The organism is Chryseobacterium proteolyticum (assembly GCF_046591535.1).
In the GTDB taxonomy this organism is placed as follows: domain Bacteria; phylum Bacteroidota; class Bacteroidia; order Flavobacteriales; family Weeksellaceae; genus Chryseobacterium; species Chryseobacterium proteolyticum.
Genome location: NZ_JBJLWK010000001.1, coordinates 36957 through 49867 on the forward strand (window position 1 = coordinate 36957; position 12911 = coordinate 49867).

The window sequence follows — 12911 nt, forward strand, 5'->3', positions numbered from 1 at the left end:
GTAAAAGAGATGGAGAAATATCTAATTTCAAATCCTGAAAAAGCCTATAGGTTAAGCGTTGAAATATATGAAGACAACGATTTAGAAGATAACTTCAAAGTTCGGCTACTTTTTTCTTTGCTCAATGTCAGTAATCAGACACAACGGTTTAGTGAAGCAATACGTTACGGAACTGAAGGACTGGATTTGGCTGAACAATCAAATAATAAAGTATTACAAATAAAGTTTTTGGGAATTTTAGGAAATATTTATCAGTCCCTACAAGTGAATGATAAAGCCAAATTTTATCTTGATAAAGCAGAGGATATTCTTAAAAAAAAATAAACTGCCAAATTCTGAATCAAGTATCAAAGGTAATATCCTTTATTTGAAGGGGATGAACTATGCTTACACGTTGGATTGTGATATGGCATTGGTATACTTTAATCAGGCAATCTCTGCTTATCGATTAGGAAAAGATCCTCTTTCTCAAATGAATATTAAGTTAGCATATCTTAATAAAGCATATTGTCTAATAGAGATGAATAATCTGAAAGACGCAGAACGCTTTCTCATTCTTTCGCAAGTAAAGCGATCGGACATTTATGCATCAGCAAGTGCTCCTCAAATATATTCTGATATATTGAATCAATTTGTTGTTTTGGGTTTTGCGAAAATTTTGGCTCTTAGAAACAATTTTAATCGTTCCAATGAAGTATTGCTTTCTATTTTAAAGCTCCAGGATAAATCAAACATTTCTGACACAGATACTGACATTTGTTTACTGCTATCTCATAATTTTCTGAAAATGAAAGATATTGAAAAGAGTAGATATTTTGATGACCTCTATCAACGGAAGATGGCAGAAAAAAATAAAATTCAGATTGAGATCCTGAATAATTTATTATTACAAAATAAGAAAAATGCTGATCAAAAAATACAACAGCAGAACAACGAAATAGTGAAATTGACCATTATCTTAATCTTGTTTTCTACAGCTTTATCACTAGTTCTTGCCCATAAAGTAAGGAAAATTAGGAAAGCCAATGAATTTATACGAAACGGCTTGTATAGATCTTGTAATTAGATGTTTATATGTTTTTTTTATTGTAGAATTCACGGAATATTCTTTAAATGTACTAGTGTTTTTTAATGTTTATGATGTTTTCATTCTTTATCATTGCATCATGGTTTTTTTATTTTATTGAATATGAAAAGTGAAGATTCAAACTTTTCTTTTACCGATTAAATTCTAAAATCGATGGATTAATAAAGAAGGCTTTTATCGTTAAAGCAAAAAACTACTTGAAGATTTTTAATTAAAATATGAAAACATTCTATTCTTTAGTAACTAGTCTGGTAGCTTATATTGGCACTTGGGCAAAGATTGTTTTTTACACAAGGTTTTGTAATATTTCCTCATCAAAATTGGTACTTAGGATAATCGTTTGATACCAATTTAGGAAATCATCCCGAGTTTAAGACCAGTACATGGTTTACTGCGGACAGAAATCACTTTTTTAGCAATTAAGCAAACAATAATCCTTCAATGTCCCTACAAATTTACACCGGAGGACTTTCTGCTTGGGCAAATTTATTTACCAGAATTTTAAGAAAATATAATGAAAGATATCTTTAAACTCGATAATAGGAGATATGTAAAGCTATTTATGTTTATTATTTTATGTTTGATATTTCTTGATATCTCATTGATCATAAGCTGTGCAATCATGCATTTTGAGTATAACGCGATTCCGATAATTGCTGGAGTCTTTTTTTTGCTGATATTTTCGCTAGCACTTTCCGCTATACGTGAGGTTGAATTTGAAAGCTCATACACACAGATAAAGATCAGGTATTGCCATCCTTTTAAAAGATATCATCACGGAATATTAAAGGAATTTCCATCAGTAATGATACAAAGCTGCGTAATTGAAAATTCCAATCTCACCATGGTTATAAAAAAAAAGTGATGGTAATACAGAAGCGATCTCTTTTCACCTGCACGGGTTGAGTACCGATAATCTAAGAGCGATGGAGAAGGCTTTACGAGAAATAATTAGAAATGCATAAAGCGATGGACGTTGATTTTAAAGAAATTCATATTGGTTCCCTTATAAAGACCCGTGTAAAGGAAATGGACATGGACATGAATAGAATATGTAGTAATCTGAAGCTTCAGGAAAAGGAAATTAATAATATGTATGAGCAGGACACATTAGAAACAAAGGTACTGTTGAAGTGGTGTAAGCTTTTAGAATACGACTTTTTCCGTTTTTTTTCACAACACCTCATACTATTTACTTCTCCTGTCGGAGTGAATTATAACAAACCAATTGAATCTGTATTACCACAGTTCAGGAAGAACCTTTATACGAAGGAAGTGATATTTTACATACTTGAAATAATTGAAAATAATGAAAAAACGCAACGTGAAGTAGTTAATGATTACAAAATCCCCAAATCAACACTACGCAGATGGATGATAAAATACAAAGTAAAATAGAAATAAAATAAATAGATGTACTAGATAAAATGCCAGATTACAAAAAAATTTATACTGATATTCTGAACACAAGGTTTCCACATAAAAAGAAAGAATGCAAAAGCTTATTAAATAAAGAAGTATTATCACATCTGGATGTAATAGATCTTAACACGATCATATTTGGAGCAGTCACTGCAGAAAGTTGGAAGTTTAGCAAAAGGCACCGTTCTTATAATCAAGATACCATTATTGAAATACTTCAATACCAGAAAAACAACAAATTAAGTAACTCCCAATTAGCCAGCCATTATAGGTTAAGTAGAAATACTGTAGCCCGCTGGAAAAAGCTATTTGTCATATAAATTCAATTAAAATAGTATAGTAAAATTATTCATAAATTTATGATGATATCAAATAAAGATAGGATAATATCAAAGATGAGGATTTTGCAATTCCTTCTAGCAATGAATTGCTGTTTGGCATTAGCTGGATCTGTCTTAAAATCTTTCATACCGCTGGAATTAAGATGGACACTGGTAGGAGTTTTTTTTGTGGTAAGTTTAATAATCCTTAAAAAAATAACGAATCTTAAAGTATTTCAGTTTGAAAATAGTGGTTTCATATTTTCAATCAAATACTATCATCCATCAAAAAAAGGGATCGTATTTCCTTTGGTTGAGTATCCTGTGAATAAATTAAGGTCGCTTAAAATGGAAAGATCAATGTTTGCTGATATAATTGTAATCGAAGTTGATTTGAAGGAAAAAGAAATGCCGTTTAAAATTAAGATCAAGGTATCTGATATAAGTGACAGTGATTACCGAAAGATGGTCAATTCCTTCTCACAGAAGTAAAGATTCTCTATCTATTATTTTTGTCATTTGTATTTAGAAACAGATAAAAGATGCTCAATATTTATTTTATTTGGCTCATATTAAATCAAGTAATGCTTAAAAGTATAAGTATGACTAAAAATTGATTGACGCAATTATACCCAGATTGCTAGTAAGGTTTCCGATCTGCTTACCGCTTTCAAGATTGATACTGTTTAGCAGTGAAGTCGTTTTTTTCCGTTCTTCACTGTAATTTACATGCCGGAAAATATAAGTAGTAGATAGTATTATAAAACTATTTTAACTTATAATTTAAATACACCAAAAACTAAAGTATTGATAGTTGTTATAAACAACGAAGGCAAAATATTTATTTAACAATGATTGCTCAGAGCCCTGTATAATCAATCATTTTGAAAATTTATAGCTCTGAAAGATATTGCTTCCACATCTGATGGGAGTTTTTGGCTAATATTTCCTTTAAAGAGACCAAATTAAAACAAAAAATAAATCAGCCCTACGGCTGCAGTTGTCATAATTATAAATGTTAACACTCCTAAAATATTTGATAACCTTGTATTGGTATGTTTACCCATAATCTTTTCATTATTTGCAATGTGCATAATGACAGCAATCATTATGGGCGCTGTCAATCCGTAAACAATTGCTGTGTATAAAAGTGCTTTAATAGGGCTTACACCAAAAAAATCGAGTGATAGACCAATAAGTAACGATATAATTATAGATCCATAGAAAGGTTTGGCCTGTGAAAACTTCTTATCAAGGCCTGCTTTCCATCCCAATGTCTCTGCAAGCATATAAGATTGCGAGCCTGCGAGCACCGGAATAGCCAGCATTCCTGTACCCAAAACTCCAGATGCGAAAATAAAATAGGTAAGTTTTCCTGCCAACGGTTCAAGAGCCTTAGCTGCTTGGTCCACGGTATCAATCTTGTGAATTCCGCCATTGAACAGCACAGTACCTGTTGTAAGAATCATAAAAAACATCACCATGTTGGAAAATAACATTCCTAAGTTTACATCAGTTTTCATTTCACTCAATATACTTTTATCTACGAAAACGACACCTTTATGCTTTTGATCTTCTGCTTCCATAGTGGTTTGCCAGAAAAAAAGATACGGTGAGATTGTTGTTCCAAGAATGGCTACTATAATGGAGAGGAATTCTTTATCAAATTTAATAGTTGGTATGAAAGTTTTTTTTGCAACCATAGCCCAATCCTGACCAACTAGAAAGGGAACAATAATGTAAAGGAGTAAGCTAAGACATAACCATTTTAATATCATTGCTATCTTCTGGTACGGATATCTGATGATTATAAAAAGAAGAAGAGCTGTTAGAACCACACAAAAAACCGAAACAGGAATTGCTGGACAGATCATATGGGCGACAGCTCCCATTCCCTGTATATCTGCACCAATATTCAAGGTTATTGCAGGAAAGCTAAATATGAGCATTCCATATAGTATTGGTTTAGAATAGTTTTTTTTTCAGTGTAACTGTGAGACCTTCTGCCGTAACAAGACCAATCCTTGCACACATACCTTGTATAGCTGCCATGAGAGGGAAAGTTAGTAAAGCAGTCCACAAAGTTGAAAGACCAAATTGTGCACCTGCTTGGGAATATGTTGCAATACCTGAAGGATCATCATCGCTGGCACCAGTTATTAGACCTGGCCCTAGTTTTTTGAAAAAAGCAAGAACCTTTGAATCATTTTTATTATTTGACATAGGAGTATTTTTTAATTTGATCCATAACTAGCCCTCTCACGAAATAACAAAATCCAAGCCAATACATCTTGGCAAAAAGAAGCTTATGAACATGTATAACTCTATTATTAAAATTTATCGTTCCGTACAACGTACTCACTTAAAATCATAAGTCTTCGATTTCAAACTTTCTTTTTTAATTATTGTATAAAATAAATAATACGTAACGGCGTAATATTTGTATTTTTTTAATCACCAAATGTAAATCACTTAAAATATTAAACCATGACAGACGATAAATCCAAAAAAGGGAAAAAAAGACCGCAAACAGGTAAGTGGTTCAGAAAATTATGAAATCCAGTATTTCAAGGAAAAAATGAGAGTAACCTCACAAGCCGTTGTTGGTGCTATAAAAGCAACCGGTTCTAATGACCGAAAAACATTAGAAGATTACTTAAGGAAGCGTCACCAAAAATAGCAATATTTGCATCATTAGAGTGTCAGCTGTGCATTTGTTAAGTGCGGCCAAATTTTTAGATTCTAAAATCCATTAACTTAAAAAACAATTGGTATGGCTTTAGAAAAATATCGTGAAAAGCGGTCAGAAGAAAAGACTCCCGAACCCTTTGGGGGTAAGCCATCTGGCAAAGAATTGAGGTTTGTTGTTCAGAAACATGATGCTTCCCATCTTCATTACGATTTTCGTCTTGAAATGGACGGAGTGTTAAAAAGTTGGGCGGTTCCTAAAGGACCCTCCCTGGATCCGAATATTAAAAGACTTGCTATGATGGTTGAAGACCATCCATATGATTACCGGGATTTTGAAGGTATTATCCCAAAGGGACAGTATGGTGGGGGTACGGTGATTGTTTGGGACGAAGGTACTTATGAACCTTCGGAGCCAGTGGAAGGAGATTTGAAAAAGCAGGAGGAAAATCTATTGCACCAACTTCATGCCGGTAAGTTGAAAATAAAGCTAAATGGTAAAAAACTAAAAGGAGAATTCGCCTTGGTAAAAGCTTATGGTAGGGGCGAGAATAGCTGGCTTCTGATGAAGCTTGAAGATAAATACGCAACGACCAGGGATATTACATTAAAAGATAAATCCGTGATTTCCAAAAAGACAATAGTCCAGATGGAAAAATCTCCAGATAAAGTTTATGGAAAACCGAATGTAAAAAAGGAGAGTAGGCTCAAAGATAAAACTACTGAAAAAAAAAACGACTCCAGAACTCATTGAGGAACAATTAAGCTCAAACAGATCAGAGAAGGAGGATATTGATGTGGATAAGATTTTAAAAGGCGCGCCAAAAAAGGCTTTTTACAATCATGTAGAACCAATGCTTGCTACACTTGTGGATAAGCCCTTTGAAGATAAAAATTGGCTCTATGAAGTGAAATGGGATGGGTACAGGGCAGTGTCCTTTTTAAAAGGGGGCAAGGTTGAGATCAAATCTCGTAATGACAAAAGCTTTAACGAGAAATTTTATCCGGTATATGATTCGCTCAAGGCGCTTAATCTTAATGTTATCTTGGATGGAGAAATAGTCGTTGTAGGGGAGGATGGCAAGGCTGACTTCGGATCATTACAAAACTGGCGCAGTGAGGCAGACGGAACTTTACTGTACTATGTCTTTGACATTATATGGCATGATGGAAAGGACCTTACAGACCTTACCTTATGTCAGCGGAAGGACATTCTAAAAGAAATAGTAGAGGAGAATGATATTATAAAAATCAGTACACCATTTTATACTTCCGGGATAGAATTTTTGGAAGCTGCAAAGAATATGGGACTTGAAGGCATAATGGCCAAAAAGAAGGATAGTTTGTACCATGTGCATGTAAGGACAAAGGACTGGCTTAAGATCAAGGCCAATAAAAGACAGGAATTGGTTATTGGAGGTTTTACGTTGAATGATGACTCCAGAAAATCTTTTAGCAGCATCCTTGTAGGAGTTTATGAAGGTAAAGATCTTGTGTATAAAGGAAAAGTGGGCACAGGATTTAATGACAAGTTGCAGAAGGAGATGATGGAACAATTTAAGCCACTGTTCACTAATAAGCCTCCTTTTTCTGAGGAGCCCGATGTCAACAAACCTTCCCGATTTCGGCCTAATCCCCCTCATGCTTCCGTTACATGGCTAAAGCCTAAACTTATCTGTGAAGTAAGTTTTACAGAAATGACCAGTGATGGAGTAATGCGTCACCCTTCCTTTGAGGGGATGCGGGAAGATAAAGACCCAATGGAAATTATTCTTGAAAAAGAAATTGATACAGCTCAGATTACTGATGAACATCATGAAAAAATAATAAAACCTGCTGGCAAAATGAAAAGGAAAACCTTATTGAATCCTACTGAAAAGACACAGGTGAAAAGCGTCAATAAGCACGAACTTAAATTTACAAACCTGGATAAAGTTTTTTGGCCAAAAGCAAAAATTACTAAACGCGATTTGATCAATTACTATTACCTGGTAGCACCATTTATTCTTCCTTATTTAAAGGACCGCCCTCAGAGTATGAACCGATTTCCCAATGGTATTGAAGGTAAAAGCTTTTATTTTAAAAATGTGACCGATACAGCACCGGACTGGGCTGATACTTTTTTGTATAGGAGTGAAACAGATAATGAGGACAAGCACTACCTTGTTGGGAAAGATGAAGCAACATTGTTATATATGGCAAATCTTGGCTGTATAGAGATGAATCCCTGGAATAGTACAATAAAAAAGCCTGAACATCCGACATACTGTATCATAGACCTCGATCCTGATAAAAACTCTTTTGATCAGGTAATCGAAACCGCACAGGTTACAAAACAGATTTTAGATGATATGGGTATAGATTCTTACTGCAAAACAAGTGGATCGACCGGTCTTCATATCTATATTCCGTTGGGAAATAAATATACATATGAACAGTCCAAAGAATTTGCTCGCGTAATAGTCACCTTGGTACATCAAGAACTTCCTGATTATACAAGTTTGGAACGAGTCATTAAAGACCGTAAGGGAAAAATGTATCTTGATTTTTTACAAAACAGGCCTCATGCAACTATTGCATCGGTGTATTCTGTGCGACCAAAACCTGGGGCGACTGTTTCTATGCCTCTGCATTGGGATGAAGTTAAAAAGGGACTTAAAATGAGTGATTTTCATATTTTCAATACGTTGGAGCGATTGCAAAGTGAAGGCGATATATTTAAGCCAGTGCTAGGAAAGGGAATTGACCTTAAAAAGATAATTGATAAATATGCTGGAAAATGAAAAATTTGAGCAAGTCAGAAATAGTGGATACTAACCTAATAAAAAATAATATCATGAACGTCAAAAGAATTTTTGGGACAATATTAACCCTACTTGGGATAGGTGGCCTTATTTATGTAGGAAATGGCTTAATCACCAAAGGTGTAGCCAATATGCCGATTATCGTGGTGGGAATTATCGGTTTACTTTTCTTTTTTGCTGGAATCAGCTTAGTCAAGAATACAAAGGATGAGAGCTAAGCCAGGAAATAGTAATGAAGAAATTACATAGTTCAGATTCTCCGGACTATTACATCAGTAAAAGATTTAATATTCTGTGGTGTCCAGAGATGGACACTGCAGAATATAAGTTTCTTTGCAATTAATGACCGACAATAAAGTTGCCATATATTTTTTGTTTTCAACACTAATTTTCTTCTTCATAGTAAACATCTTGCCTGTCTTTTGATAGCAGTAGATGATATCGAAATCATCTGGCAATTCCAAGTTATAATTGGATTTTTTTGACGGATACCAGATCAAATAATCACAGCTGTTAAATTTATTGTTTCATAATTTTTTGCTGCTAGAGTGGAAAATTGGTGAATAAAAATCGGGTTTTATTTACTTTTTCATAATAAAAAGTGTCTTTTTTACATTTTTTTTTTCAGCTAAAATGAAAAAAAAAATGATTCTTCTTATCATAATATTTATTTAAAAAAAAATAATCATCTTTTTGCGGTCACGGTATTGCAATTAATTGTGAATTCATGTCTTATGAAATAAGTAAGTGTATTTTTAATGATAACCTTATCATAATTTTTATACAATTCATATCATAAAAATTCGATATGTAATGTGTTGATAAGCAGTAGATAATGATGGATTTATTTTTTTTATTCAGATGAATTTTTATATTTGTAATGTTACCAAAATGTTAACAAACTAATGAATCAGAATTTTATTCATACCTACGTCTCTGTAGATTGCGTTGTGTTTGGATTTGACCATGAAAACCGGTTGAATATATTATTAGTACAACGTCATGTAGATGATGTACCATTGGAAAAACAAATCAAGCTTCCCGGAAGTTTGATTTTCAGCGACGAAGATGTGGATGATGCTGCACAAAGAGTACTGCACGAACTTACAGGGATTAAAAAAAATGGTCCTCAAACAGTTCAAATGCTTTGCAGATCCCATGAGAGCAAGCAATGCACATGATATCAAATGGATGGATCAGGAATACAAACATCATATAGACAGGATCATTACAGTGGCTTATCTTTCTCTTTGTAAAATAGACCACAAGATCAACAGTACAAAATATGATACCGTAGACTGGTATCCTATTGATGAAGTTCCGGGACTGCCTTTTGATCACAACAAAATTATCAGTGAATCTCTAATGGAGATCAGAAAATGGATTGAATCTGATTTCTCTATCATTTTTGAACTGCTGCCGAAAAGATTCACCATCAGACAGCTCTATCAGCTCTATAGTGCATTAAGTGAAAAAAATATTGACATCAAGAATTTTCATAAAAAAATTTCTTCGTTCCCCTATATTGTTCCCTTGGATGAAATTCAAAAAGATGTGTCACACCGTGCAGCAAGGTACTACAGATTTGACGCTAAAATTTACAAGAAAAACAATACAAAACTTATAAAATAACCTTTTTAAAAAATTATGTACTTACTAGGCTATGACATTGGCAGTTCTTCTGTGAAAGTTTGTCTCATCGAGGCATCCAGTGGAAAAGTGATTGCTTCTGAATTTTCTCCCAAAAAAGAAATGAAAATCACTGCTATAAATCCGGGATGGGCAGAGCAAAATCCAGTCGACTGGTGGACCAATCTGAGGTTGGCACATGAAGCTGTGATGCATGAATCCGGTGTACATGCTGAAGATATCAAAGGAATTGGAATTACCTGGCAGATGCATGGTCTAATTCTGGTAGATAAAGATCAGAATGTCTTAAGGCCATCCATTATCTGGTGTGACAGCCGTGCTGTGCCCTATGGCGAAAAAGCTTTTAAAACAATAGGAGAGGAAAAATGCCTGTCTCATTTGTTGAATTCACCCGGAAACTTTACAGCATCAAAGCTGGCCTGGGTAAAAGAAAATGAGCCTGAAATTTTTGAAAAGATAGATAAAATCATGCTCCCGGGAGACTACATTGCTATGAGACTTTCAGGGGAGATCGGAATAACCATTGAGGGATTATCAGAAGGGATCTTCTGGGATTTTAAAAACAACTGCATTTCGGAAGATATCATAAACTACTATGGTATTCCTAAAAGCTTTTTCCCTGAAATCGTACCTACATTTGGTATCCAGGCAACGGTTTCCAAAGCAGCAGCTGAGGAATTAGGCCTAAAAGAAGGGACACCTATATCTTACAGGGCAGGTGATCAACCGAATAATGCGCTTTCCCTGAATGTTTTTAATCCCGGAGAAATTGCCTCCACAGCAGGAACCTCAGGAGTTGTCTATGGCGTTCTGGATCAGCTGGAATATGATAAGTTATCAAGGGTAAATACATTTGCCCATGTCAATTATACACCTGAACAGATCAGGCTGGGAGTTTTACTATGTATCAACGGAACCGGTATTTTAAATTCCTGGCTGAAGCATAATTTCGCAACCTCACTTTCTTCTTATGGGGATATGAATGATATGGCTTCGCTTTCACCTATTGGCTCAAAAGGGTTAAGTATCATTCCTTTTGGAAACGGTGCTGAAAGGGTACTGGAAAATAAAGATACCAGCTGTTCTATTCACGGAATCAATTTCAATATACACACTAAGGGAGATATACTGCGTGCGGCGCAGGAAGGTATTGTATTCTCTTACGAATACGGAATGGATATCATGAGAAATATCGGAATGGATATACAGGTCATCCGTGCAGGAAATGCCAACATGTTTTTAAGTTCAATTTTTCGCCAGTCTCTGGCCAGCGTGAGCAATGCGGTTATTGAACTTTATGATACCGATGGAGCAGTGGGAGCTGCAAGAGCTGCTGGAATGGGAATTGGATTTTATTCAGATTCCAGGGAAGCATTTTCTTCACTTGAAAAGATAGCGGTGATAGAGCCGGAACATGAAAAACAAGAACAATATACAGAAGCCTATGCGCGATGGAAACATCATCTTAATGAAATAATCTAAAGCAATTACAACCGTATTTTTCATCCTCTTACTGACTTTTAAGAACCAGTGAGAAGGGAATTCCTACGCAAAAATTAAAAAAAACAAATTAAAAATAATCAAATAAATATGAACACTTTAACAGGTACAAAAGAGTTTTTTACGGGTATTGAAAAAATTAAGTTTGAAGGAAAAGAAAGCAAGAACCCGTTGGCATTCCGATATTATGATGCTGAAAAGATTGTGATGGGAAAACCTATGAAAGATTGGACCAGATTTGCAATGGCTTGGTGGCATACCTTATGTGCAAACGGAAGTGATCCGTTCGGAGGTCCTACGATCCACCATCCATGGGACATCGGAAATGATGCAGTGACCAGAGCCATGCATAAAATGGACGCTGGTTTTGAATTCATGTCCAAAATGGGCTTCAATTATTACTGTTTCCACGATATCGACCTGGTAGATCCTGCTAATAACTGGAAGGATTATGAGAAAAACCTTCAGACTATTGTAGAATATGCAAAACAAAAGCAGCAGGAAACAGGAATTAAGCTTCTATGGGGAACAGCCAATGTTTTCACTCATGAAAGATACATGAACGGTGCCTCTACCAATCCGAATTTTGACGTCGTGGCCTGCGCAGGAACTCAGGTGAAAAACTCAATAGATGCAACGATAGCATTGGGAGGAGAAAATTATGTTTTCTGGGGTGGAAGAGAAGGATATATGAGTCTTTTAAACACGGATATGAAGCGTGAAAAAGATCACCTGGCCCGTTTTCTTTCCATGTCAAGAGATTATGCGCGTCAGCAAGGATTTAAAGGAACATTCCTGATCGAGCCAAAACCAATGGAACCTACCAAGCATCAGTATGATTATGATTCCGAAACAGTGATCGGATTCCTGAGACATTACGGATTGGATAAAGATTTCAAACTGAATATCGAAGTGAATCACGCTACGTTGGCGGGGCACACATTCGAGCATGAGCTTCAGGTAGCTGTAGATGCCAGACTTTTAGGAAGCATTGATGCCAATAGAGGAGATTATCAGAACGGATGGGATACCGACCAATTCCCGATCGATTATTACGACATGGTTCAGGCGTGGCTTGTACTGCTTCCGGCGGGAGGCCTGGGAGCCGGTGGAGTAAACTTTGATGCGAAAATCAGAAGAAATTCTATAGATGCTGAAGATTTATTCATTTCCCATATTTCAGGAATGGATGTATTCGCAAAAGGTCTTCTTGCAGCAGCTGATATCCTGAAAAATTCTGATTACAAAAAACTGAGAACAGATCGTTATGCTTCTTTTGATAACGGGAATGGAAAATCTTTCGAGGAAGGTAAACTTACCCTGGAAGATCTTCAGAGAATAGCTCACGAAATCGGCGAACCACAGCCAAAAAGCGGAAAGCAGGAATTGTTTGAAGCCATCGTGAATATGCATATATAATAAAAAATAAAAGGCTTGTAA

Annotated in this window: 15 protein-coding genes; 13 read left to right on the forward strand and 2 right to left on the reverse strand. The window is 35.3% G+C overall.

Features of this window, described 5'->3' with window-relative positions; all coding sequences use genetic code 11:
• The first annotated feature begins 9 nt into the window (after nt 1-9).
• The 5 genes from ACJ5H0_RS00160 (at nt 10) to ACJ5H0_RS00180 (ending at nt 3321) form a co-directional block, all read left to right on the forward strand.
• Nucleotides 10-324, forward strand: a complete 315-nt coding sequence (locus ACJ5H0_RS00160; protein ID WP_411246651.1) for a hypothetical protein — start codon at nt 10-12, stop codon at nt 322-324.
• Complete coding sequence (locus ACJ5H0_RS00165) at nt 269-1066, forward strand: hypothetical protein (protein WP_411246652.1); 798 nt, start codon at nt 269-271, stop codon at nt 1064-1066. The genes ACJ5H0_RS00160 and ACJ5H0_RS00165 overlap by 56 nt, the downstream gene beginning before the upstream one ends.
• 978 nt (nt 1067-2044) lie before the next feature.
• Nucleotides 2045-2485, forward strand: coding sequence for a transposase (locus tag ACJ5H0_RS00170; RefSeq protein ID WP_411246653.1), 441 nt, complete (start codon nt 2045-2047; stop codon nt 2483-2485).
• A gap of 29 nt (nt 2486-2514) precedes the next feature.
• Nucleotides 2515-2829, forward strand: a complete 315-nt coding sequence (locus tag ACJ5H0_RS00175) for a helix-turn-helix domain-containing protein (RefSeq protein WP_411246655.1) — start codon at nt 2515-2517, stop codon at nt 2827-2829.
• A gap of 39 nt (nt 2830-2868) precedes the next feature.
• A complete protein-coding gene (locus ACJ5H0_RS00180) occupies nt 2869-3321 on the forward strand; it encodes a hypothetical protein (RefSeq protein WP_411246656.1) in 453 nt (150 codons plus the stop codon).
• A 473-nt stretch (nt 3322-3794) separates the two neighbouring features.
• Here the strand turns inward: ACJ5H0_RS00180 and ACJ5H0_RS00185 are convergent, their stop codons facing one another.
• Both ACJ5H0_RS00185 and ACJ5H0_RS00190 read right to left on the reverse strand, forming a co-directional pair.
• Entirely contained in the window at nt 3795-4748 is a 954-nt protein-coding gene (locus tag ACJ5H0_RS00185; protein WP_411246657.1) for an NRAMP family divalent metal transporter, read from the reverse strand.
• A 46-nt stretch (nt 4749-4794) separates the two neighbouring features.
• Nucleotides 4795-5052: a divalent metal cation transporter gene (locus tag ACJ5H0_RS00190; RefSeq protein WP_411246658.1), complete on the reverse strand. Its 258-nt coding sequence runs from the start codon at nt 5050-5052 to the stop codon at nt 4795-4797.
• A gap of 274 nt (nt 5053-5326) precedes the next feature.
• Here ACJ5H0_RS00190 and ACJ5H0_RS00195 point away from each other — a divergent pair, with 274 nt between their 5' ends.
• From ACJ5H0_RS00195 to xylA, 8 genes are all read left to right on the forward strand, one after another.
• Nucleotides 5327-5509, forward strand: coding sequence for a DUF3606 domain-containing protein (locus ACJ5H0_RS00195; protein ID WP_411248027.1), 183 nt, complete (start codon nt 5327-5329; stop codon nt 5507-5509).
• A 93-nt stretch (nt 5510-5602) separates the two neighbouring features.
• Complete coding sequence (locus ACJ5H0_RS00200; RefSeq protein WP_411246659.1) at nt 5603-6271, forward strand: DNA polymerase ligase N-terminal domain-containing protein; 669 nt, start codon at nt 5603-5605, stop codon at nt 6269-6271.
• 100 nt (nt 6272-6371) lie between these two features.
• The gene (ligD, locus tag ACJ5H0_RS00205; protein WP_411246660.1) at nt 6372-8300 is read left to right on the forward strand and encodes a DNA ligase D; all 1929 of its coding nucleotides are present in this window, start codon (nt 6372-6374) and stop codon (nt 8298-8300) included.
• On the forward strand, nt 8297-8539 hold the full coding sequence (locus ACJ5H0_RS00210) for a hypothetical protein (RefSeq protein WP_411246661.1): 243 nt from the start codon (nt 8297-8299) through the stop codon (nt 8537-8539). Before ligD ends, ACJ5H0_RS00210 begins: the two co-directional genes overlap by 4 nt.
• A gap of 687 nt (nt 8540-9226) precedes the next feature.
• Nucleotides 9227-9502, forward strand: coding sequence for an NUDIX domain-containing protein (locus ACJ5H0_RS00215; RefSeq protein WP_411246662.1), 276 nt, complete (start codon nt 9227-9229; stop codon nt 9500-9502).
• Entirely contained in the window at nt 9444-9953 is a 510-nt protein-coding gene (locus ACJ5H0_RS00220; RefSeq protein WP_411246663.1) for an NUDIX hydrolase, read from the forward strand. The genes ACJ5H0_RS00215 and ACJ5H0_RS00220 overlap by 59 nt, the downstream gene beginning before the upstream one ends.
• 15 nt (nt 9954-9968) lie before the next feature.
• Complete coding sequence (locus ACJ5H0_RS00225; RefSeq protein WP_273647683.1) at nt 9969-11453, forward strand: xylulokinase; 1485 nt, start codon at nt 9969-9971, stop codon at nt 11451-11453.
• A 108-nt stretch (nt 11454-11561) separates the two neighbouring features.
• Nucleotides 11562-12890: a xylose isomerase gene (gene xylA / locus ACJ5H0_RS00230; protein ID WP_411246665.1), complete on the forward strand. Its 1329-nt coding sequence runs from the start codon at nt 11562-11564 to the stop codon at nt 12888-12890.
• Nucleotides 12891-12911 lie beyond the last annotated feature (21 nt).